At 70.7% G+C, this 21,827-nt stretch carries 18 protein-coding genes; 14 read left to right on the top strand and 4 right to left on the bottom strand.

Annotated features, from left to right (window positions below; all coding sequences use genetic code 11):
• Positions 1-81 precede the first annotated feature (81 nt).
• Entirely contained in the window at positions 82-2,043 is a 1,962-nt protein-coding gene (locus BQ8008_RS03045) for an ATP-dependent DNA helicase (RefSeq protein WP_234415439.1), read from the top strand.
• 120 nt (positions 2,044-2,163) lie between these two features.
• The gene (locus BQ8008_RS03050; RefSeq protein ID WP_108832749.1) at positions 2,164-3,165 is read left to right on the top strand and encodes an L-lactate dehydrogenase; all 1,002 of its coding nucleotides are present in this window, start codon (positions 2,164-2,166) and stop codon (positions 3,163-3,165) included.
• Positions 3,166-3,291: 126 nt separating this feature from the next.
• Here the strand turns inward: BQ8008_RS03050 and lexA are convergent, their stop codons facing one another.
• Complete coding sequence (gene lexA / locus BQ8008_RS03055) at positions 3,292-4,056, bottom strand: transcriptional repressor LexA (RefSeq protein WP_108832750.1); 765 nt, start codon at positions 4,054-4,056, stop codon at positions 3,292-3,294.
• 214 nt (positions 4,057-4,270) lie between these two features.
• Here lexA and BQ8008_RS03060 point away from each other — a divergent pair, with 214 nt between their 5' ends.
• The 3 genes from BQ8008_RS03060 (at position 4,271) to BQ8008_RS03070 (ending at position 6,814) form a co-directional block, all read left to right on the top strand.
• Positions 4,271-5,023, top strand: coding sequence for a LysM peptidoglycan-binding domain-containing protein (locus BQ8008_RS03060; RefSeq protein WP_108832751.1), 753 nt, complete (start codon positions 4,271-4,273; stop codon positions 5,021-5,023).
• Between the two features lie 111 nt (positions 5,024-5,134).
• Positions 5,135-5,590, top strand: coding sequence for a transcriptional regulator NrdR (gene nrdR, locus BQ8008_RS03065; RefSeq protein WP_108834606.1), 456 nt, complete (start codon positions 5,135-5,137; stop codon positions 5,588-5,590).
• A gap of 51 nt (positions 5,591-5,641) precedes the next feature.
• The gene (locus tag BQ8008_RS03070) at positions 5,642-6,814 is read left to right on the top strand and encodes a glycosyltransferase family 4 protein (protein ID WP_108832752.1); all 1,173 of its coding nucleotides are present in this window, start codon (positions 5,642-5,644) and stop codon (positions 6,812-6,814) included.
• Here the strand turns inward: BQ8008_RS03070 and BQ8008_RS03075 are convergent.
• Positions 6,789-7,529, bottom strand: a complete 741-nt coding sequence (locus BQ8008_RS03075; RefSeq protein ID WP_108832753.1) for an IclR family transcriptional regulator — start codon at positions 7,527-7,529, stop codon at positions 6,789-6,791. The two genes, BQ8008_RS03070 and BQ8008_RS03075, sit on opposite strands and share 26 nt — an antisense overlap.
• 202 nt (positions 7,530-7,731) lie before the next feature.
• On the opposite strand from BQ8008_RS03075, the gene leuC reads away from it, so the two are divergent.
• From leuC to BQ8008_RS03100, 5 genes are all read left to right on the top strand, one after another.
• Entirely contained in the window at positions 7,732-9,276 is a 1,545-nt protein-coding gene (gene leuC / locus BQ8008_RS03080; protein ID WP_108832754.1) for a 3-isopropylmalate dehydratase large subunit, read from the top strand.
• A 57-nt stretch (positions 9,277-9,333) separates the two neighbouring features.
• A complete protein-coding gene (gene leuD / locus BQ8008_RS03085; RefSeq protein ID WP_108832755.1) occupies positions 9,334-9,987 on the top strand; it encodes a 3-isopropylmalate dehydratase small subunit in 654 nt (217 codons plus the stop codon).
• Between the two features lie 246 nt (positions 9,988-10,233).
• Entirely contained in the window at positions 10,234-11,556 is a 1,323-nt protein-coding gene (murA, locus tag BQ8008_RS03090) for a UDP-N-acetylglucosamine 1-carboxyvinyltransferase (RefSeq protein ID WP_108834608.1), read from the top strand.
• 129 nt (positions 11,557-11,685) lie between these two features.
• Positions 11,686-12,504: a lysophospholipid acyltransferase family protein gene (locus BQ8008_RS03095; RefSeq protein ID WP_108832756.1), complete on the top strand. Its 819-nt coding sequence runs from the start codon at positions 11,686-11,688 to the stop codon at positions 12,502-12,504.
• A 35-nt stretch (positions 12,505-12,539) separates the two neighbouring features.
• Entirely contained in the window at positions 12,540-13,568 is a 1,029-nt protein-coding gene (locus BQ8008_RS03100; protein ID WP_108832757.1) for an NAD(P)H-dependent glycerol-3-phosphate dehydrogenase, read from the top strand.
• Positions 13,569-13,629: 61 nt separating this feature from the next.
• Here BQ8008_RS03100 and BQ8008_RS03105 read toward each other — a convergent pair whose 3' ends face one another.
• Positions 13,630-14,292 (bottom strand): AMIN-like domain-containing (lipo)protein, encoded by a 663-nt coding sequence (locus tag BQ8008_RS03105; protein ID WP_108832758.1) that lies wholly within the window; start codon positions 14,290-14,292, stop codon positions 13,630-13,632.
• 99 nt (positions 14,293-14,391) lie between these two features.
• On the opposite strand from BQ8008_RS03105, the gene BQ8008_RS03110 reads away from it, so the two are divergent.
• Together BQ8008_RS03110 and BQ8008_RS03115 are read left to right on the top strand one after the other, a co-directional pair.
• On the top strand, positions 14,392-15,558 hold the full coding sequence (locus BQ8008_RS03110; RefSeq protein ID WP_108832759.1) for a D-alanine--D-alanine ligase family protein: 1,167 nt from the start codon (positions 14,392-14,394) through the stop codon (positions 15,556-15,558).
• Positions 15,545-16,621: a thiamine-phosphate kinase gene (locus BQ8008_RS03115; protein ID WP_108832760.1), complete on the top strand. Its 1,077-nt coding sequence runs from the start codon at positions 15,545-15,547 to the stop codon at positions 16,619-16,621. The genes BQ8008_RS03110 and BQ8008_RS03115 overlap by 14 nt, the downstream gene beginning before the upstream one ends.
• A 96-nt stretch (positions 16,622-16,717) precedes the next feature.
• On the opposite strand, the gene rpmB is transcribed toward BQ8008_RS03115, so the two are convergent.
• A complete protein-coding gene (gene rpmB, locus BQ8008_RS03120; RefSeq protein ID WP_108832761.1) occupies positions 16,718-16,909 on the bottom strand; it encodes a 50S ribosomal protein L28 in 192 nt (63 codons plus the stop codon).
• A 520-nt stretch (positions 16,910-17,429) separates the two neighbouring features.
• Here rpmB and BQ8008_RS03125 point away from each other — a divergent pair.
• Both BQ8008_RS03125 and BQ8008_RS03130 read left to right on the top strand, forming a co-directional pair.
• Entirely contained in the window at positions 17,430-19,385 is a 1,956-nt protein-coding gene (locus BQ8008_RS03125; protein WP_108832762.1) for a DAK2 domain-containing protein, read from the top strand.
• A gap of 181 nt (positions 19,386-19,566) precedes the next feature.
• Positions 19,567-21,819 (top strand): ATP-dependent DNA helicase RecG, encoded by a 2,253-nt coding sequence (locus BQ8008_RS03130; RefSeq protein WP_108834610.1) that lies wholly within the window; start codon positions 19,567-19,569, stop codon positions 21,817-21,819.
• The last annotated feature ends 8 nt before the right edge of the window (positions 21,820-21,827 follow it).

The raw sequence follows: 21,827 nt of genomic DNA on the forward strand, positions 1-21,827 counted from the left end.
CTGAGCCAGCCGAGCCGGCCTGCCGCTGACGGATCCGGTGACCGGAGCGTCCTGGACGTCCTGGACGCCGCGGTCCGCGCCATGGGCGGCAGCCCCCGCCAGGGCCAGATCACCATGGCGAGCGAGGTCGCCCGGTCGGTGGCCGATGGCACCCATCTCCTGGTACAGGCCGGTACCGGAACGGGAAAGTCCCTCGGCTACCTGGTGCCCGCCATGGTCCACGCCGTGGAGACCGGCGGCCGGGTCGTGGTCTCCACCGCCACCCTGGCCCTCCAGCGGCAGGTCCTCACCAAGGATGCGCCCCTGGCTGCCGACGCCGTCGAGCGGGTCACCGGCACCCGCCCCGGGGTGACCCTGCTCAAGGGATGGCAGAACTACCTGTGCCGCCACCGCCTGGCCGGCGGCTACCCGCAGGACGAGGACGAGTCCGCGCTCTTCGGCGTCGGCGACGCCATCGCCCAGCCGGCCGCAGGTCACGGGGCCGATGCGGGCCTGGGGGAGCAGGTGGTGCGCCTGCGCGAGTGGGCGGCCAGAACGGACACCGGCGACCGTGACGACCTCGTCCCCGGCGTCTCCCAGCGCGCCTGGGCGCAGGTCTCCGTCTCCCGTGCGGAGTGCCTGGGGCAGTCCTGCCCCCTGAAGGCCGAGTGCTTCCCCGAGCTGGCCCGCGCCGCCGCGTCCCGGGCCGACCTCGTGGTCACCAACCACGCCATGCTCGGCGTGGTCGTCGCCGGTAACCCCGGGGTCCTGCCCGACCACCAGGTCCTCATCGTCGATGAGGCCCATGAGCTGGCCGACCGGGTCCGCTCCCAGGGAACCATCGCCCTGTCGGCGTCCGCCGTGGCGCGCACCGCCGCCACCGCTCGTAAGCACGCCTCCGTTCTGGTCAGCGAGCTGGAGGCCGCCGGGCAGACCCTTCAGCTCGTCCTGGCCGAGCTGCCCGACGGCCGGCTGGAGGCGCCCCTGCCCGCCGCCCTGCACGACGCGCTCGTGGTCCTGGGCGGCGCCGCCCGCCAGGTCGCCTCCGACGTACGCGACCGGGCCCGCACCCTGGGCCGCGAACGCTCCAGCGAGGCGGCCGGGGGACTCGCGATCGCTCGCACCGCCGTCGGCGATCTGGTCGACGCGCTGGACCGCATGACCTCGGACTCGGTGGCCCAGGGACGCGATGTCGCCTGGATCGAGCGTCCCCGCATGGGCGCTGAGCCCCCGAGGCTCCTCCTGGCCCCCATCGAGGTGGCCGGCTCGGTGGCGGGCCACCTGCTGAACGGGCGCACCAGTGTCATGACGTCGGCTACCCTCGCCCTGGGGGAAAGCTTCGACCCCATGGCCCGGGCCCTGGGACTGACCTTGGCCGAGGAGACCTGGAAGGGAATCGACGTCGGGTCGCCCTTCGACTACCCCCGCCAGGGCATCCTCTACGTGGCAGCCCACCTGCCCCGCCCCGGCGCCGGTATCTCCGAGGCCGCCCTGGACGAGATGCTCGCCCTGGTCGAGGCCTCCGGCGGCGGCATGCTGGGCCTGTTCTCCTCCCGGCGCGCCGCCCAGGAGGCCGCCGAGGTGCTGCGCGGAGCCACCGACCTGCCCGTCTACGCCCAGGGGGACGACCAGCTGCCCACCCTGGTGCAGGCCTTCGCCGACGACGAGGCAGCCTGCCTGGTGGGTACCCTCTCGCTGTGGCAGGGCGTGGACGTACCCGGACGCACCTGCCGGCTCGTCGTCATCGATCGCATTCCCTTCCCCCGCCCCGACGACCCGGTCGCCCAGGCCCGCACCGACGCCGTCGTGGCCGCCGGAGGCAACGGCTTCATGAGCGTGGCCGCCACCCACGCCGCCCTGCTCCTGGCCCAGGGAGCGGGGCGGCTCATTCGCCGCAGCCAGGACCGCGGCGTCGTCGCCGTCCTGGACTCCCGTCTGCGCACCGCCCGCTACTCAGGGTTCCTCACCCGTTCCATGCCCGCCCTGTGGCCGACGACGAAGCCCGACGTGGTCCGCGCCGCCCTCAGGCGCCTGTCCACCAGCTCCGTGGTCCCCAGGGGGTAGCGAGCCTGCCGAGTGGGCCCTTAGGTATGTGCCACTCAGTTGGATCTGCACGTAGGCTTGCGCAAGCGGGTGCTCTCGCCCCTGCGGTCCTGCCCAGCAGATCCCTCTGAGGAGAAGAACGTGTCAGACCCCATCACCACTACCGCTGAAGGCTCCTACCCCACCAACCGTTCCGGCCGTCCCTCCAAGGTCGCTGTCATCGGCGCCGGTGCTGTCGGCTCCACCCTCGCCTACGCCTGCGTGACCAAGGGCGTTGCCCGCGAGGTCGTTCTGCAGGACATCGTCAAGGAGAAGGTCGAGGCCGAGGCCCTCGACATCGCCCAGGGAATCCAGTTCACCTCCGCCGGCTCCGTCTCAGGATCCGACGACCCCGAGATCTGCCGCGACGCGGATGTCATCGCCATCACCGCCGGCGCCAAGCAGAAGCCCGGCCAGTCCCGCCTCGAGCTCGCCGGCGCCACCGTTGGCATCATGGAGAAGATCCTCCCCAAGCTCGTGGAGGTCGCCCCCAATGCCATCTTCGTCCTCGTGGCCAACCCGGTGGACGTGGTGACCTACTGCGCCAAGAAGATCACCGGCCTGCCCGAGAACCAGGTCTTCGGCTCCGGCACGGTGCTGGACACGGCCCGTATGCGGTACCTCATCTCTCTGGAGACCGGCACTGCCGTCCAGAACATCCACGGTTACATCGCCGGTGAGCACGGCGACTCCGAGGTGCCCCTGTGGTCCTCCACCGAGATCGGCGGTGTGCCGATCACCCAGTGGGGCACCACCCTCGACGGCGGCGTGTTCGACGAGACCAAGCGCGAGCGCATCGCCCACGACGTCGTCCGCTCCGCTTACCGCATCATCGAGGGCAAGGGTGCGACCAACTACGCCGTCGGCCTGGCCGTCCAGCGCATCATCAGCGCCGTCCTCAACGACGAGCAGCGGGTGCTCACCATCTCCCCGCTGCTGGACGACTGGCACGGCATCTCCGACGTGTGCATGGCCGTCCCCACGATCGTGGGCCGCGAGGGTGCTGGGCGCCGCCTCGAGCTGCCCCTGACCTCGGATGAGAAGGAGCGCCTGACCGCCTCCGCCGACCACCTGCGTGGGGTTGCCCGCGGTCTGGGCTACTGAGCCCGATCCGAGCCCGACCTGAATCGTTGAGGGCCCGCCCCGGTCACCGGGGCGGGCCCTCAACCGTGTGTCTGTGGAACCGGGTTCGGTCGCGAACGGGGCTGACAGTGAGTTCTGCAACGAGCCCTACAACGACCGCAGCACCGTGACCACCTTGCCCATGATCGTGGCATGGTCGCCGTCGATCGGTGCGTAGCTGGAGTTGCGGGGGAGCAACCACTGGTGACCGTCCCGGCGCGAGAGCACCTTGACCGTTGCCGAGGCGCCGTCGACGTCCTCCACCATAGCTGCCACGATCTCGCCGTTGGTCGCGTCGGGCTGGGAGCGGACCACCACCCAGTCTCCGTCACAGATCGCCGCCTCGATCATCGAGTCCCCGTGCACCTCCAGCATGAAGAGCTCACCCTCACCGGTCAGACGGCGGGGCAGGGCCATGACGTCAGTCACGTCCTGCTCCGCCAGGATCGGGGTTCCCGCGGCGATCCGTCCCACCAGTGGTACGGCGACGGCATCCCCGTCCTCGATACCCGCCAGCCGAGGGAGCTCGCTCGGGACGGGCCGGCCGGTGTGCGAGGGCGGGTTCATACCGCTGCCGGCGTCGACGACCTCCATCGCCCGAGGGCGCTTGGGATCCCGGCGTACCAGGCCGAGGCGCTCGAGCTTGTCCAGCTGGTGCTTGACGGAGGAGGGGCTGGTCAGGCCCACCTGCTCACCGATCTCCCGCAGCGAGGGGGGGTAGCCGTGCGTGGCGACCGCCTCCCGGACCGCCTCGTAGACCGCTCGGGCACGCCTGTCGAGACCGTCGACGGCCTCAGTGATCGCCTCGGAGACGCCGGTGCCGGCGCGGAGGCCCGGCATCGGTGAGGCGCCCTGGTCTGCTGTGGTGCTCATGATCCTGGCCCTCCTTACCGGGCCGCCCGCACGCCTGAAGGCGTGTAAGGGGGCGACATAGATGTCGGTGGCCCGTGATTGTCTCGGATGCAGCAAGCCTAGCGGCGAAACGAGCACGATTCAAACACACGTTCGAAGAAGTGGTGGACGTGTTGCCGTCGAGGCGCTACTGTATCGAACAAGCGTTCGTCGAACATACGTTCAGGAGGAAGCTATGAGCGCCATCGCCGTCCCGCCCTCACCCCGCCCGGCGTCTCGTACCCAGGTTCGCGAGCGCACCGCCGAGCCGGCTGCCGAGCAGACCGGTGTGCGGCGTATCGGACGTGCCGCCGGGCAGGTGCCTCCTCGGCCTCGGCTGCGGCTGGTCACTGATGACTTCGTCCCCGAGGTTCCGTCGTGCCGTGCGGCCGATGCCGTCGCACGACGCCCCGCAGCAGCGTCGGCCCTCACGATGCCGGCGCCGCCGATGCGTCGCCCCGCCCGGCCGGCTGCCCTGCGCGGTCGTCGGGCCGAGCTGGAGAAGCTGGCGCCTCAGCACCCGGCTGTGCGGGCGTCCAGGCTGCGTGAGGGGGGTCAACGTGGCGGCGCTCCGCAGGAAGAGGGGCGAGAGGACTTCGTCGCCGGCCCGGCCCGGGAGCCTCAGGAACGCACCGTCCGTTCCGGTGCCGGTCCTCGTCTCCTCCGTGGCGGGTCCCGGGTCGTCATCGCCGCGATCGTGCTCACCTGCTGCGGGCTCATGCTGGGAGGCCTGGTGGGCCTGACCTCTCCGACCTCCAGCGCATCAGCCGCCCAGGGGGCCGTGAGGACAACCACCACCGTGGTTCGTCCCGGTGAGTCCCTGTGGGAGATCGCCGCAGCCAGTGGGACCTCGGACGTCTCCGCGATGGTGACTCGGATCGTCGAGCTCAACGATCTGGAGAGCGCCACCGTCCATGCCGGGCAGCCCCTCGAGGTTCCGGTCGGCTGAGGATCTATCGACGGAACAGTCACTCTGCGAGGCAGGCTTGCGGGGTGGCCTGCCGGGCGTTTAGTCTCCGATGGACGAGCAGGTAGTTCAGTGAGATCGGAGGTCGGAGGCGTGCACTGCCCCTTCTGCCGTCACGACGGCTCGCGTGTCGTCGACTCCCGGACCGCGGAGGATGGCACCTCGATCCGTCGTCGTCGCGAGTGCCAGCAGTGCGGGCGTCGTTTCACCACCCTGGAGACCGCCAGCCTGTCGGTCCGCAAGCGCTCCGGCGTCGTTGAGCCCTTCAGCCGGGACAAGGTGATGGTCGGGGTGCGGCGCGCCTGTCAGGGCCGCCCCGTCTCCGATGACGACCTCGCGCTCCTGGCCCACAGGGTCGAGGAGGCCATCCGTGCCAGCGGTCAGGCGCTCGTCGACTCCCATGACGTCGGCCTGGCGATCCTCGGTCCTCTGCGCGAGCTTGACCAGATCGCCTACCTGCGCTTCGCCTCGGTCTACTCCTCCTTCGATTCCCTGGAGGATTTCGAGACGGCCATCGCCGAGCTGCGCGGCGCCGGGGTCGCCTCCTAGCCGAGGCTGCGCCCGGCCCCGCGAGGAAACGGACGTGGCAGACTTGAGGTCATGCGCGTCCTCATCGTCTCCGACTGCTATGCGCCGCGACTGGGCGGCATCGAGACCCAGGTGCGGGACCTCGCCCGCAACCTGAGGCTGGCGGGGCACAGGCCCGCCGTCGTCACCGCGACGCCGGTCGGTGAGCATCGCGGCCGCAGCGTTGAGCGGGTCGATGGCTTCCCGGTCTACCGCACGACCGCGCACTTGCCCAGCGAGCTGCCCGTTCATCCACGAGCCGGGCGTGAGCTGCACGATCTCATGTCCCGTCTGCGTCCAGACGTCATCCATGCCCATGTCGGCATCGTCTCGCCCTTTGCCTGGTCCGGTATCGGTGCGGCCCGGCGGGCGGGACTCCCGCTGGCCGTCACCTTCCACTGCGTGCTGGGTCCCTGGGCGTCGGTGGCCGGGGCACTCGGTCCCGTCAGTCCCGTACGAGGGTGGCAGCGCGGCGGTGCCGACCTGACGGCGGTGTCCTCCATGCTCGCCGCCGAGGTCCGGCGTGCCGGCGCCCATGATCCGGTGACCGTCCTGCCCAACGGCATCACCATCGCCGACTGGCGCCTGGCGAGACCGGGCGCCCGGGAGTGCAGGCCTCACCGGCCGGTCACGGTGGTCGCCTCCCTGCGGTGGATCGAGCGCAAGCGCCCCCTGCAAGTCGTGCGCGCCTTCGCCCAGGCGGTCAGGAGCACGCCCGGAACCGATGCCGTCCTCAAGATCTACGGGGACGGTCCGCTGCGTGACCGGCTCACCCGGGAGGTTGCCGACTCCGGCCTGGCTGACCGCATCGCCCTCGTGGGGCGCGTTGAGCGCAGCGAGCTCGCCCAGGCCTTCACCCGGGCCGACATCTACCTGCAGACTTCTCCCGCCGACTCCTTCGGCATCTCCACCCTCGAGGCCCGCAGTGCGGGGCTGGCAGTCGTCGCCCTGCGCTCCAGCGGGGTCAGTGACTTCGTCACCGACGGCATCGACGGTCTCCTGGCCGACGACGACGCCGGCCTGACCCGCGAGCTGGCCGCGCTCCTGGGGGACGACGAGCTGCTCGAGCGGATCAAGGCGCACAACTACGAGGTCGACCCGCTGCCCGAGTGGGGCACGGTGGTGCAGATGAACGTCGAGGCCTACCGGCGCGCCATCGCCCTGGCGGGCGCGCACCGGCTCAGGAGACGGGGCCTGAGTCGCTGAGCACCTCGGACAGGCGACGCGCCGCCGCCATGACCACGTGACCGTGGACGCGGCCGGGCTGGCGGCCCATGCGCTCGATGGGCCCGGAGATCGAGATCGCGGCCACCACCTTTCCCCCCGGTCCGCGCACCGGCGCTGAGACCGAGGCGACCCCTGGCTCGCGCTCTCCGACCGACTGGGCCCAGCCCCGGCGTCGGACCGCCGAAAGCATGGTGGCGGTGAAGCGGGCGCCCACCAGACCGCGGTGCAGGCGGTCGGGCTCCTCCCAGGCGAGGAGCACCTGTGCCGCGGATCCCCCTTGCATGGACATGGTGGCGCCCACGGGAATGGAGTCGCGCAGGCCGATGGGGCGCTCGGCGTTGGCCACGCAGATGCGCACGTCGCCCTGACGGCGGTAGAGTTGCGCGGACTCATGGGTCTTGTCGCGCAGCGCCGCCAGCACCGGTCCGGCGGCGGCCAGGAGGTGGTCCTCGCCCGCGGCGCTGGCCAGCTCGGAGAGCCTGGGGCCCAGGACGAAACGTCCTTGGGAGTCCCGGGTCACCAAGCGGTGGAACTCCAGCGCGACCGCGATGCGGTGCGCCGTGGGGCGGGCCAGGTGGGTGGCGGACACGAGCTGGGCCAGGGTTGCCGGGCCCGACTCCAACGCGCTCATCACCAAGGCCGCCTTGTCGATCACGCCGACGCCGCTGCTGTCGTTCTCAAAGGAGCTGTCCATACTCTGATACTGGCATTTCAAGGTATGAGATTTCAAGTTAAGGTCGACGTCGGAAGCGGCACTGTGTCAGCATCCCGAGGTCGAGGCTCGAGTCGGCGACCTCAGGAGTGGCGCGGCCGCCTCTCGTGGTCTGTGCGGGGCAGCGGTGACGCCCGTGAGCCCGGCGCGGTCGCGATCAGCTGTTTCTGAGAGGATGAAGTCGATGGGAATGACTCTCGCCGAGAAGGTCTGGCGTGATCATGTGGTGTCCAAGGGTACTGACGGTGCGCCTGACCTGCTGTACATCGACCTTCACCTGGTTCACGAGGTCACCAGTCCCCAGGCCTTCGAGGGACTGCGTCTGGCTGGACGCACGGTCCGCCGCACCGACCTGACCATCGCCACCGAGGACCACAACACCCCCACCCTCGACATCGATCTGCCGATCGCCGACGTCACCAGCCGCGCCCAGATCGAGACCCTGCGCGCCAACTGCGCCGAGTTCGGGGTGCGCCTCCACCCGCTGGGCGATGCCGACCAGGGAATCGTCCACGCCGTCGGCCCGCAGCTGGGCCTGACCCAGCCCGGCATGACCGTGGTCTGCGGCGACTCCCACACCTCCACCCACGGCGCCTTCGGGGCCCTCGCCTTCGGCATCGGCACCTCCCAGGTCGAGCACGTCCTGGCCACCCAGACCCTGCCCATCGCCCCCTTCAAGACGATGAGTGTCACCATTGACGGCGACCTGCCCTCGGGCAGCGGGGCCAAGGACATCATCCTGGCCATCATCGCCAAGATCGGCACCAATGGAGCTCAGGGCCACGTCATCGAGTACCGCGGCCGCGCTATCGAGCAGCTCTCGATGGAGGCCCGCATGACGATCTGCAACATGAGCATCGAGGGCGGGGCGCGGGCCGGCATGATCGCCCCCGACCAGATCACCTTCGACTACCTCGCCGACCGTCCCCACGCGCCGGTCGGCGAGGACTGGGACGCGGCCGTGGAGTACTGGTCCAGCCTGCGCACCGACCCCGACGCCGTCTTCGACACCGAGGTGGTCCTCGAGGCCAAGGACATCGAGCCCTTCGTCACCTGGGGCACCAACCCCGGGCAGGGTCTGCCGTTGTCCGCCACGGTCCCCGACCCCGAGGACATCGCCGACGCCACCGAGCGGCTCGCCGCCGAGCGCGCCCTGGAGTACATGGACCTCGCTCCAGGAACGCCTCTGCGCGACATCAAGGTGGACACCGTCTTCATCGGCTCGTGCACCAACGGCCGTATCGAGGACCTGCGGGCCGCCGCCGAGGTGGTGCGCGGACGCAAGAAGGCCGAGGGGCTGCGCATGCTCGTGGTGCCGGCCTCCGCCCGGGTGCGCCTGCAGGCCGAGGCCGAGGGACTGGACCAGGTCTTCAAGAGCTTCGGGGCCGAGTGGCGCAACGCCGGCTGCTCCATGTGCCTGGCCATGAACCCGGACAAGCTCTCGGCCGGGGAGCGCGCCGCCTCCACCTCCAACCGTAACTTCGAGGGGCGTCAGGGCAAAGGGGGACGCACCCACCTCGTCTCGCCCGTCGTGGCCGCAGCGACCGCCGTGCGCGGGGCCCTGTCGGCTCCGGGCGACCTGCCTCCGCGCCCTGCCGACTCCGAGGGCGTCGACGCTCTTGGTGATGCTGACGGTCAAGGCCCGGGCGCCGGTGACATCCCGGTGGTCACGGTGGTTCCGCCGGTACCGCAGCCCGCGGCCACCATTCCTCCGATGACGGTCCTGTAGGGGCCGGGCGCTGCGCAGGAAGACGAAGAGACGTAAGGCAAGGAGCTGAAAGAGGCTGTGGACAAGTTCATCCGGCACACGGGTATTGGCGCCCCGCTGCGGCGCAGCGCCGTTGACACCGACCAGATCATCCCGGCGGTCTACCTCAAGCGCATCACGCGCACGGGCTTCGACGACGCACTGTTCGCCTCCTGGCGGGCCGGTGAGCCCGACTTCATCCTCAACCAGGAGGCCTACAAGCGGGCCTCCGTGCTCGTGGCGGGACCCGACTTCGGCACGGGCTCCTCGCGCGAGCACGCCGTGTGGGCTCTCAAGGACTACGGGTTCAAGGTGGTGCTCGCCCCCCGGTTCGCCGACATCTTCCGCGGCAACGCGGGCAAGCAGGGGCTGGTGGCCGGGGTCGTGTCCCAGGAGGACTGCGAGCAGCTGTGGAAGATCCTCGAGACCGAACCGGGCACCGAGGTGACGGTGGACCTGGAGAACCGCACGGTCGAGGTCGGATCCTTCCGCTGCACCTTCTCCATCGACGACTATGTGCGCTGGATCCTCATGGAGGGACTCGACGACATCTCCCTGACCCTCACCCAGGAGGACGCCATCCGCGACTACGAGGAGGCTCGGCCCGCCTTCAAGCCGCGTACCCAGCCGGCCAAGCACCTGCCCGCCCAGGAGGTTGTCCCGGCCCGGGCTGCGGACATGCCCCGGCCTTAAGGGCGGCTGGGGCGGCCGAGTTGGGGCAGGTCCCGGCCGTATTCATCGGCTTTCATCGGGTTTGGTGCGGCGTCGTCGGATATTGATCGGGACTTACTGTGAGTCGAAGGCCACCTGATACGGGCCTGAAAACGGCACTGGGAGCCCCTCCGCTGCGCTTATGCTGGGACGGCCTCGCGCACCCGCGTGAGGATGGGTACCCGGCTCACGCGTACGGCATGCCCAGATGACGTCATGGAGGTGCGCATGGTCGACGGTCTGCTCCAGGTCGAGGGTGGTCGCCCGCTGACTGGTGAGATCACCGTCCGCGGAGCCAAGAACCTGGTTCCCAAGGCGATGGTGGCGGCCCTGCTGGGATCGTCCCCCTCGGTTCTGCGCAACGTTCCCCTCATCCGGGACGTCGACGTGGTCTCAGGGCTGCTGAGCCTGCACGGCGTGAGCATCGACTACGACCAGCGCGAGGGCGTCCTTCAGCTGGACTCCTCCAAGGTCGAGTCCGCGCACATGGCCGACATCGACGCGCACGCCGGATCCTCCCGGATCCCGATCCTGTTCTGCGGCCCGCTCCTGCATCGCCTGGGGGAGGCCTTCATCCCCGACCTGGGTGGGTGCCGTATCGGCGACCGCCCCATCGACTTCCACCTGGAGATCCTGCGCCAGTTCGGCGCCACCGTCGACAAGCAGGCCCAGGGCATCCGGTTGACCGCCCCCGCCGGCCTCAACGGCACGGTCATCGAGCTGCCCTATCCCTCAGTCGGTGCCACCGAGCAGACCCTGCTCACCGCCGTGCGCGCTCACGGACTGACCGAGCTGCGCAACGCCGCCGTCGAGCCGGAGATCATGGACCTCGTCGACGTCCTGCAGAAGATGGGCGCCATCATCTCGGTGGACACCGACCGCACCATCCATGTCGAGGGCGTCGACGAGCTGTGCGGCTACACCCACTCGGCCCTGCCCGACCGCATCGAAGCCGCCTCATGGGCCTCGGCCGCCCTGGCCACTCGCGGCGACGTGTTCGTGCGTGGCGCCCACCAGAGCCACATGACCACCTTCCTCAACACCTTCCGCAAGGTGGGGGGCGCCTTCGACGTCACTGACGAGGGCATCCGCTTCTACCACCTCGGCGGGGACCTGAACTCGATCGTGGTGGAGACCAACGTCCACCCCGGCTTCATGACCGACTGGCAGCAGCCCCTCGTCGTGGCGCTCACACAGGCCCAGGGCCTGTCCATCGTCCACGAGACCGTCTACGAGAACCGCTTCGGATTCACCGGCGCGCTGCGCAAGATGGGCGCCACCATCCAGGTCTACCGCGAGTGCCTGGGCGGGACCGAGTGCCGCTTCGGGCAGCGCAACTTCTACCACTCCGCGGTCGTCTCCGGACCCACGCCCCTGACCGGGGCCGACATCGTCGTGCCCGACCTGCGCGGCGGCTTCTCCCACCTCATCGCGGCCCTGACCGCCGAGGGCACCAGCCGGGTCGAGGGCGTCAACCTCATCGATCGCGGCTACGAGCACTTCATGTCCAAGCTGGAGTCCCTCAACGCCGCCGTCACCCGCCTGGCCTGATCGAGATCCCGACCCGGTCGGCCGCGTGTGGGCGATGTCGGGGTGCGCGAGTGGGACTCGGGTACGGCCCGGAGAACCTCGCCCAGCTATGAGAGCGGATAGAGTTCACCCGTGCCTGCAACACGCCCTATGACTCCGTTCTACCGCTTCGCCGCGCGCGGGGCGATCATCCCGTTCCTCAAGATGGTTTCCCGGCAGAAGGTGACCGGCCTGGAGAACATCCCCCGTCAGGGCGGCTTCATCGCTGTGGCCAACCACCTGACCGACCTTGACTCGCTCACGGCCATGCGCGCGCTGGTGGACGCCGATGTCCCCGTCTACTCCCTGGCCAAGTCCACCCTGTTCAAGGTGCCAGTCCTCGGCTCCATCCTGCGTGCCGGCGGCCAGATCCCGGTGCAGCGGGGTACCCAGAACGCGGCCACGGCTCTCAAGGCCGCCAGTGACGTCCTGGCCGACGGCGGGGCCATCATGATCTTCCCCGAGGGCACGCTCTCCCGTGACCCCCTCAAGTGGCCGATGGTTGCCAAGACCGGAGCGGCCCGGCTGGCCATGACCAGCGGGGCGCCTGTTCTGCCCATGGGGCAGTGGGGAGCCCACGAGATCCTGGACACCTACGGTCGCTCCTTCCGGCCCTTCCCGCGCAAGGATGTGCGCGTCACCATCGGCGAGCTCATGGACCTGTCCCGCTTCGGGCAGGACATCCAGGACCGCGAGACCGTGCGTGCCTGCACCGGGGAGATCATGCGGGCCATCACCGCCCTGGTGGAGGGGCTCAGGGGAGAGAAGGCCCCCCGTCCCTTCGACATGCACTACGACGGTGATCCGGGCAAGGGCAGGATCGGTGTGCGACGTCCCGATCCGCTGCCCGAGGTCGACGGTCGGGCGGCCGGCCCTGAGGCGCCTGGGGGGACCGAGCAGCCCGAAGTGGCGGGGGAGAACGAGCAGTGAGCGGAACGGACAGCGCGGTGGGCACTGGAGTGAGCATGGAGTCAGTACGGCGCGCGGCCGTCATCGGCTCGGGCGCCTGGGGCACCACCTTTGCGAGCCTCCTGGCCCAGGCCGGTACCCCGACGACGGTCTGGGCCAGGCGTCAGGAGATCGCCGATGAGATCAACGCCGGCACCAATGAGCGCTACGTTCCCGGTCACCGCCTGCCGTCGGGCGTGACAGCCACCACCGGCCTGGGCGAAGCCGTCGAGGGGGCGGGCGTCGTCGTGGTGGCCGTCCCCTCCCAGGAGGCCCGGAGGGTCCTGGAGCCCGCCCGCGGCGCTCTGGCCCACGACGCCGTGGCCGTCTCCCTCATGAAGGGGGTCGAGCTGGGAACCGGGCTGCGGATGAGCGAGGTCCTGGCCGAGGTCCTGGACATCGACCGCTCCCGCGTCGTCGTCGTCTCCGGGCCCAACCTCGCCGACGAGATCGCCGCGGGCCAGCCCACCGCCACCGTGGTGGCCGCCGACGACGAGCAGGTCGCTGCCCGGATCGCCGCCATGTGCGCCACCGGCACCTTCCGCCCTTACACGAATACCGATGTCCTGGGCGTCGAGCTGTGCGGGGCGGTCAAGAATGTCATCGCCCTGGCCGTCGGCGCCGCCTCGGGCCGGGGTCTGGGGGACAATTCCAAAGCCACGATCATCACCCGGGGACTGGTGGAGATCACCCGCCTGGGCCTGAAGCTCGGCGCCCGCCCCGAGACCTTCTCCGGACTGGCGGGCATGGGGGACCTGGTGGCCACCTGCTCCTCGCCCCTGAGCCGCAACCAGACCTTCGGCCGCCACCTCGGTGAGGGGATGAGCGTGGCCGAGGCCGCTGCCGCATCCCGGGGCGTGGCCGAGGGCGCCAAGTCCGCCCGCGCCGTCCTCGAACTGGCCCGGGCCCACGGCGTGGACATGCCGATCACCGCCGGAGTCGTCACCGTCGTTGAGGGCGCTGCCAGCGTCGCCCAGGTGACGGATGCGCTGCTGGCCCGCCCCCGCAAGGCCGAGGGCGTGCACGCGGCCCCGTCTCAGACGTAGCCGGGGCGCTGTCGGGCCGCCCTGCGGACAGCGGGCGCCCGGTCTGACGCCGGGCCGGCGCTCAGTCGTGGGCGATGTCGACGACCAGGCGCGTGGGACTGGAGAGGCTGAAGACTCGGTAGGTCTGGGAGTCGGTGCCCAGCACCACCTGGAACTCTCCCTCGAAGCCGGGGTCGATATAGGCCGAGTCGATGCTCCGGTCATCGGTGGTGGAGTTGTCGAGCTCGATCTGCCGGTGGCCGCTGACCCTCTGCCCGTCCGGGGGAACGCTGGCCACGCCGCTGCCCCGGATCACCATCGTGTGCTCGCCCTCAACCTCGATCGGGTCGCCCTTGCCCATGGTGGAGGCCGGGATGTTCCACTGCGGCTGGCTCCAGCCGGGCGTCCCCTGGCCGTCGAACTCCACCACGAACCGGCTGTAGCCCTCCTCCGGGTGGTTGCCGACCCTGACATCGGCGACCGTGAGGGTACTGCCCTCGGCTGCCTGCTGTCCCTGGGAGCCGGTACCCCAGTCCGGAGCGTCCGAGCTGTTCTGGTGCGGGTGGGTGGGCACCGCCGCACCCGTCGCATTCGACGCCGCTCCCTGTGCCCCGGCCCCGCTGCCGGCAGTGGAGGCCGAGGGCGTGGAGGAGGCGGAGGAGGATGACGTGCTCAGTGAGCAGGCGCCCAGTGTCAAGACTGCACTGAGCATCAGGGTGAGCGGTGTGACGGAGCGGTGGTGCATCGTTGCCTCACTTCCACGGGGCGCACGTGGGCGCCCGCTTTGTTCTGATATCTCTGTGTGTTAACAGGATAAGGGGCCTTGCGCGGTAGCGTGGGACCTATGACAGACCTCCAGGAAACCGGCCCCTCCGTTCCCAGTCCTGACAACTCCAAAGTGCGTGTCGCCGTCGTCTTCGGCGGCCGCAGCGGTGAGCACACGATCTCCTGCGCTACCGCCGCCGGGGTCCTGTCGGCCATCGACCGTGATCGCTACGAGGTCCTTCCCGTCGGCATCACCCCCGAGGGGCAGTGGGTGCTTGTCGATGACGACCCCGCCGCCCTCGAGCTCAGCGACAGCCGACCGCCGGTGCGGATCACCACGGACGGGCTGGGGCGGGGGACCCTCACCGCCCCGCTGGGAGGCGGCGACCTCACGGTGGCCGCACCCACGGGCCCCCAGGTGCTCGGCCAGGTCGACGTCGTCCTGCCGCTGCTGCACGGGCCCTACGGGGAGGACGGAACCATTCAGGGAATGCTGGAGATGATGGGCGTGCCCTACGTCGGCTGCGGGGTACTGGCCAGTGCCGCGGGCATGGACAAGCAGGTCACCAAGGTGCTCCTGGGCGCAGCCGGCATCGCCACGGCGCCGTACGTCGTCGTCGGCCCCCACGCCTGGAAGCGGGATCCTGAGGCGATCCTGGAGGCCTGCCGGTCCCTGAGCTACCCCCTGTTCGTCAAGCCCGCTCGCGCCGGCTCCTCCCTGGGCATCAGCAAGGTCGAGCGCCCCGAGGACCTGCCCGGCGCCATTGAGGCGGCCCGTGCCGTCGACCCCAAGGTCCTCGTGGAGACCGGCATCGTCGGACGCGAGGTCGAGGTCGCCGTCCTTGAGGGCCGTGACGACGACGCCCCCCGCGTGGCCGAGCCCGGCGAGATCGCCATGGATACCTCCCAGGGCGCCGGTGAGTTCTACGACTTCGAAACCAAGTACCTGGCCCACGACGCCGTCGCCATGGTCTGCCCGGCGCGCATCGGCCCCGAGGAGAGGTCCCTCATCATGGACACCGCCGCACGGGCCTTCGAGGCCGTCGGCTGCGAGGGCCTGGCCCGAGTCGACTTCTTCCTCACCGATTCCGGCGAGGCGGTGGTCAATGAGATCAACACGATGCCCGGCTTCACCCCCTTCTCCATGTACCCCTACATGTGGCAGGTCTCCGGCCTGGAGTACACCGACCTGGTCTCCGAGCTCATTGAGCTGGCCCTGTCCCGCCCCACCGATGTCAATCGCTGAGTCTCCCAGACCCGACCCTGGCGTCCAGAGGGTCGGTGACCTCAGCGAGGAGGAGCTTCTCGCCATCATCACGCCTCTCCTGCCGCGTGCTACGCAGGCGCCGGTCGGAACCGGGGACGACTGCGCGGTCCTGTCCTTCCCCGATGCGCGCACGGCGGTGAGCACTGACGTCCTGGTTGAGGGGCACCACTTCCGCACCGAGTGGTCCACGGGCCGCGACGTCGGCGCAAGGGCCGCAGCCCAGAACCTCGCCGACGCCGCAGCCATGGGAGCCCGACCGGTCGCCCTCGTCGTCGGCCTCGTCATGCCGCCGACCACGCCGGTGAGCTGGGTGCGGGACCTCGCCCTGGGGCTGGCTCAGGGCTGTGAGTCCTGTGGGGCCGGTGTCGTCGGCGGTGACCTCAGTGCTGGCGACTCGTTGGTCGTGGCCGTCACGGTCCTGGGTGACCTCGAGGGCAGGACGCCGGTGCTGCGCAGCGGTGCCCGCCCCGGCGACCTCGTCGTCCACGCCGGAGACCTGGGGCGCAGCGCGGCCGGACTCGCCCTGCTCAGCGCCGGTGAGCAGGTCATGGCGGAGCAGCATCGGGAGCTGCCGCAGGCCCAGGCCTGCCTGGCCGCATTCCGCGCCCCCGTGCCCGCGCTGGCGGCCGGCCCCGCCCTGGCCGACGCCGGAGCCACGTCCATGATGGATGTCTCGGACGGCCTGCTGCGCGACGCCGGACGGATCGCCCGGGCCAGCGGTGTCGTCATCGACCTGAATGATCCGGACGACCTGCCCGAGCTGTCTGTCCTCGAACCGGTCGCTGGACTCGTGGTCGGTCACGGACCTGCTGCACGGGCCCTGGCTCGCAACTGGCTGCTCAACGGGGGAGAGGACCATGGGATGCTCGCCACCATCGCGGCCGATGCCTCAGGAAGTCTCCCGGCGGGTGCCAGGGTGATCGGTCGTGTGCTTGATCCTCATGACCCGCAGGCCCACGCCCTGGGCAACCGGCCGGGTGTCCTCCTGGCAGGAGAGCCGGCCCAGGAACGGGCCGGGTGGGACCACTTCGCGGGAACCTGAGCCTCTGCCTCCCCAGCAGGAACTGAGCACGACAAAGGCCGCCGACTGCGGGTGCGCAGTGGCGGCCTCGTGCTCGAAGGACTCGAGGTGGCGCGCTCAGATGTTGCGCGTCACCTTGCCGGCCTTGAGGCAGGACGTGCACACGTTGAGGCGCTTGGGGGCGCCGCCCACGAGAGCACGCACACGCTGGATGTTGGGGTTCCACCGGCGGTTGGTCCGCACGTGGGAGTGCGAGACGTTCTTGCCGAAGATGGGGCCCTTGCCGCAAACGTCGCACACAGCAGCCACGGTCTCACTCCTGATCTTCAATGCTTCAACGCTCAGGCCGATGCCTGGCGCCAGGTCTTACCGCCCAGGCGCAGATCGCTGGGCAACCCGAACACAATAGCGGACCCCATGACCGCCTCCCAAGCGGCGGAGGCGTGGGTTCGGGCACACGTCGGGGTGAGCCGATGAGAGGAAACCTACGATCGTTAGGTTGCAAACGTGCCGGATCTCACCAAGTGGCGAATGCTTGCCCCAACCGGGTGCCGTGTTAAGCGGTCTGACCAGCGTGTCAGTGGTTCGGGTGCCCAATCGGCTCTGCCGGCGTCCAGAACGGGATATTCCGCGGCACCTTCGCTCCGGTGGGAGGAATGTGGCTGGGCAGGTACCCTGAAACCATATATCAGCCCACAGGCTCGGCCCAGCCGTGAACCAGGCTCGCTGAACGCCAGCACATATGCAGGTCATGCAGTGAAACAGAAGGTGTTCGCAGCGTGAGACACATGGTGTGGTGGTCGCAGCCAGGACGCAGGGGAGGCGAACTATGGCGCAGTCACAAGGACACCGCCCCGCTCCCCCTGTCCCTGAGGCCCAGGTGCTGCGGGGAGCCGCAGTGCGACGCTGGATCGCACTGGCTGAGATCGTCGCCGATCAGACCCGAGACCTCGTTGACGTCCTCAACGTCTTTCCCGTTCCGGACGCCGACACGGGAACCAATGTCCTGCTCACCCTGCGCTCGGCCTCCGACGCTCTCCACCGCCTTGGCCGAGCCGCGGATGCCGCCCAGGTGGCCCGCGCGGCGGCGGACGGTGCCGTCCGCGGTGCTCGCGGTAACTCGGGACTGCTGGTCTCCCAGGCACTGGCAGCCTTCGCCGACGTCTGCGCCGACACGCCCGATCCCAACGGCCTGCGGCCGGTCGAGCTCGTCCACGCCTACGAGGCCATGGCCGACACCACCTGGGCCGCGGTCTCCCGCCCGGTGACGGGAACCCTGCTGTCCGTGGCCAGGGACGCTGCCACGGCCGCTCGGGCCGCTCTGGAGGAGGCGACCGCCAGCTCGCCGGCGACCCTGAGCGCCATCGCCGCTGCGGCGGCCTTCGGCTCCCAGGAGTCCGTCGTGGAGACCGCCGGTCTGGGGCACGGCCCGGTGGATGCCGGGGGCGCCGCCTTCATGCTGCTGCTCACCTGCCTGTCGGACACCATCGATGCGATCCAGGACGCCGGCAGCGGGGCGGATGAGGCGCCGGAGCTGCGCCAAGGGCACCGGGACGCTGATGAGCACGCTCCCTACACGGCCGTCGCCCGCCAGATGCTCGCCGACCTGGCAGAGGGCGGGGTGCCCCACGGCGTCGGCCCCGATCCCCTGGGCATGTCCACCGGCGAGTTCGAGGTCATGTACCTGCTGGAGGCGACCGCGGTCCAGGCCGGGCAGCTGCGCCGGGACCTGGAGCACATCGGTGACTCCGTGGGCGTCGTCGGTACCCCGGATGCCCTGGGCGTGGGGCTCTACCAGGTCCACGTCCACACCGACACCCCGCGCGCCGTCCTGCCTCGCGTGGGTCGCGCCCGCCAGATCTGCATCCACCACCTCCACCCCACCGCCCTGGTGACCTCCACCGACGAGCCTCCCTCCCCATGGGGGCCGATCGGCTCCGACCCCACCGGTCACGTGGTCTCCTTCGAGCGCCTGGCCGCCCGACGGGCCGAGCGCAAGGCCAAGTCGGTGCGCATGCACCCCTCCCAGGCGTCCGCGCTGCGCCCCGCCCCGGCAGAGGGACAACGCCTGACCAAGCGCTCCCGGCAGGCCGGGGTCGGCGTCATCGCCTGCACCCGCGCTCCGGGGCTCATCGAGCAGCTTGCCCGCTCCGACGCCGCGGTCGTCCTCCATCCCGATCGGGAGGGAATCGCCCGTGCTGCCGCGGACCTAGGCTCCTCGCAGGTCATCGTGCTGCCCTGCGACGCCGCCTGCACCGAGGCGGCCCACGACGCCGCCCGCTTCCTGGCGGCCCGGTCCGCCGTCTCCACCGTCCGTCCCCCGGTCGGGGCCTCGAGGGGTGCAGGTGGCAGCGCGCGTGAGACCGCCCAGGCCGGAACGCAGTCGGGCCGGCAATCCTCCCAGGGCATCCAGCTCCTCGTGTGCGACACCGACGACGAGGCCCGGGTCCTGGCGGCCACTGTCGCGCTGGCGGGCCGGAGCGAGGATGCCGAGCTGGCTGACCTGGCCCGTCGCGCCTGGAGCTCCGCCGCGGGCCTGCGCACCTTCGCCCTCAACGGCGCCCAGGCCGACGCCGATGCCGTGGCCCGGGCCGTAGCCGCGGCGCTGCGCCCCTCCGACGAGCTCCTCACCGTCATCATCGGCCGCAACGCCGGGCGCGACGTCGGTGCCCTGGCAGCCAGCGCGGCGGTGGGAGTCCGAGGACAGGTGGTCGGCGAGGACGTCGAGGTCGCCGTCCACGCCGGAGGGCAGGAGCGCCCCGACGTCCTCATCGCCATCGAGTAGCCGTCGGATGGCCATATCACCACTGAATCGCCACACTGATCGGCTACCGGGCGGTGGTGACCGGACCGGGTTGTGAAGGGATCTGCGGCGTCTTCGTCATAGGGTGGGGACCGTGCCCAGCTCGCCAGATCGCTCAACCCGCGCGCCGCGTCCCGGCAGCGTCGGCATCCTGCAGCGCCCCCTGAGCCGGCTCCTGGGCAGGCGCACCGCCGCCCAGCTCGCCAAGCAGGGAGTGGAGACCGGCGGCGACCTGCTGCGCCTCCTGCCTCGGCGCTACGACACCTGGGGGGACCTGACCGATATGCGCACGCTGTCCAAGGACGAGCAGGCCACCGTCCAAGCCCAGATCGTCCGAGCCTCCTCCCGGCGCACCCGCTCCGGCCGGGCGCCGGCCCTCATGGAGGCCACCGTCACCGACGGCGTCTCGACCATGGACGTCGTCCAGTTCGGCGCGGCGGGCCAGATGCGCGCCCGTGCCGCCCAGCTGGCCCCAGGAACCACCGTCCTCATGAGCGGCAAGGTCGGGATCCACCGCGGACGCAAGCAGCTGTCCAACCCGCGCCTGTACGTCCTCGACGATCTCGACGAGGACGAGCGCGAGGCCCTCCTGGCCCGTCCCATGCCCATCTACCCAGGCACGGAGGCCCTCCCCTCCTGGTCGGTGGGCAAGGCGGTGCGGACCGTCCTGGACCAGGTGGGGCCCGACGACGTCCCCGACCCCCTGCCCGATGACCTGCGGCGCGCGGCCGGTCTGATCGACGCCTACACCGCCTACCGCTGGGTGCACCGGCCCGACGACGCCCAGCAGTGGAAGGCCGCCCGGAGCCGGCTTCGCCACGAGGAGGCCCTCATCCTCCAGGTGGCCCTGGCCCAGCGCCGGGCCCATCACGAGGCCACCCGCACCGCGGTGGCCTGGCCCGAGCCGCAGGAGACCGGCACCCTGAGAGCCGACCTCGACGCGGCCCTGCCCTACAACCTCACCGCCGGACAGGTACGTGTCGGCCGGGAGATCGCCGCCGACCTGACCCGCACCGTCCCCATGCAGCGCCTCCTCCAGGGCGACGTGGGCAGCGGCAAGACCCTTGTGGCCCTGCGCGCCATGCTCCAGGTGGTAGGCGGTGGCGGTCAGGCGGCCCTGCTGGCCCCCACCGAGGTGCTTGCGGCCCAGCACCGGGCCTCCCTCGAGATGCTTCTCGGCCCCCTGGGCCGCTCCGGGACGCTCGGTAGCGCCGAGCGTTCCACCCGGGTCCACCTGTTGACCGGCTCCACCTCGGCCGTCCAGCGCCGTCAGATCCTGGCCGACCTGGCCGCCGGCGAGCCGGCCATCGTCGTGGGGACCCACGCCCTGCTGTCGGATACGGTGCAGATCCCCTTCCTGGGACTGGTCGTCGTTGACGAGCAGCATCGCTTCGGCGTCGCCCAGCGCGACGCCCTGCGCGAGCGCGGCGGCGTCACCGACCCGGACACCGGCCAGCGCCACACCCCCCACCTGCTGGTCATGACCGCCACCCCGATCCCACGCACCATCGCCATGACGGTCTTCGGCGACCTGGCGACCTCCGTCCTGGACGAGCTTCCCGCCGGGCGCAGCCCCGTCCGCACGCACCTGGTCCCCTGGTCGCGCACCTCCTGGGTGGAGGGCATCTGGCGGCGCGCCGCGAAGGAGGTCGCCGCCGGGGGACGTGTCTACGTTGTCTGCCCACGGATCGAGGTCGGTGACGATGAGCCCCAGGAAGAGGCTGCGGTGGCCTCCGACGCCGACACCGATCGGGCCGTGGACCTGCTCGAGCTCGAGGAGTCCGGCCCGCGCCCCGACCGCCCGCTGGCCGCCGTCGAGGAGTGGAGGCAACGACTGGACGCCGAGCCGGCCCTGGAGGGCATCGACATCGCAGTCCTCACCGGGCGCATGAGCAGCGAGGACAAGGCCGCCGCCATGGCGGGCTTCGCCTCCGGAGCCACCCCGGTCCTGGTGTCCACCACCGTCATCGAGGTGGGGGTGGATGTGCCCGAGGCCTCCATGATGGTCATCCTGGACGCCGACCGTTTTGGTCTGTCTCAGCTCCACCAGCTGCGCGGCCGGGTCGGACGCGGGGACCGTGAGTCGGTCTGCGTGGCGGTCACCGGCGTGGAGGTCGGATCCACCGCCTTCCACCGGCTCAAGGCCTTCGCCTCAACCATGGACGGCTTCGCCCTGGCCGAGGCCGACCTCGACCTGCGCAGCGAGGGCGATGTCCTGGGGGCCTCGCAGTCGGGGCGCGCCTCCGGCCTGGACCTGCTTCGCGTGACCCGCGATGCGCGTCTTATCGCAACCGTGAGGCGCGAGGCCGAGCGGATCGTGGCCGCCGATCCACAGCTGCGCGAGCACCGGGCCCTGGCGTCGACGATCGTCGAGCGCCTCGATGAGGAGTCCCAGGCCTTCCTCGAAAGAGCATGATGGACCGG

Source organism: Actinomyces sp. Marseille-P3109 (assembly GCF_900323545.1).
In the GTDB taxonomy this organism is placed as follows: Bacteria; Actinomycetota; Actinomycetes; order Actinomycetales; family Actinomycetaceae; genus Actinomyces.

What these genes read in the sequence shown, in the direction of transcription:
- BQ8008_RS03045 (WP_234415439.1), top strand. Translation starts at nt 82, where the DNA reads ATGGGCGGCAGCCCCCGCCAGGGCCAGATCACCATGGCGAGCGAGGTC.
- lexA (WP_108832750.1), bottom strand. Translation starts at nt 4,056, where the DNA reads ATGAGCACCACAGCAGACCAGGGCGCCTCACCGATGCCGGGCCTCCGC.
- BQ8008_RS03060 (WP_108832751.1), top strand. Translation starts at nt 4,271, where the DNA reads ATGAGCGCCATCGCCGTCCCGCCCTCACCCCGCCCGGCGTCTCGTACC.
- BQ8008_RS03070 (WP_108832752.1), top strand. Translation starts at nt 5,642, where the DNA reads ATGCGCGTCCTCATCGTCTCCGACTGCTATGCGCCGCGACTGGGCGGC.
- BQ8008_RS03075 (WP_108832753.1), bottom strand. Translation starts at nt 7,529, where the DNA reads ATGGACAGCTCCTTTGAGAACGACAGCAGCGGCGTCGGCGTGATCGAC.
- leuC (WP_108832754.1), top strand. Translation starts at nt 7,732, where the DNA reads ATGGGAATGACTCTCGCCGAGAAGGTCTGGCGTGATCATGTGGTGTCC.
- murA (WP_108834608.1), top strand. Translation starts at nt 10,234, where the DNA reads ATGGTCGACGGTCTGCTCCAGGTCGAGGGTGGTCGCCCGCTGACTGGT.
- BQ8008_RS03095 (WP_108832756.1), top strand. Translation starts at nt 11,686, where the DNA reads ATGACTCCGTTCTACCGCTTCGCCGCGCGCGGGGCGATCATCCCGTTC.
- BQ8008_RS03100 (WP_108832757.1), top strand. Translation starts at nt 12,540, where the DNA reads ATGGAGTCAGTACGGCGCGCGGCCGTCATCGGCTCGGGCGCCTGGGGC.
- BQ8008_RS03105 (WP_108832758.1), bottom strand. Translation starts at nt 14,292, where the DNA reads ATGCACCACCGCTCCGTCACACCGCTCACCCTGATGCTCAGTGCAGTC.
- BQ8008_RS03110 (WP_108832759.1), top strand. Translation starts at nt 14,392, where the DNA reads ATGACAGACCTCCAGGAAACCGGCCCCTCCGTTCCCAGTCCTGACAAC.
- BQ8008_RS03115 (WP_108832760.1), top strand. Translation starts at nt 15,545, where the DNA reads ATGTCAATCGCTGAGTCTCCCAGACCCGACCCTGGCGTCCAGAGGGTC.
- BQ8008_RS03125 (WP_108832762.1), top strand. Translation starts at nt 17,430, where the DNA reads ATGGCGCAGTCACAAGGACACCGCCCCGCTCCCCCTGTCCCTGAGGCC.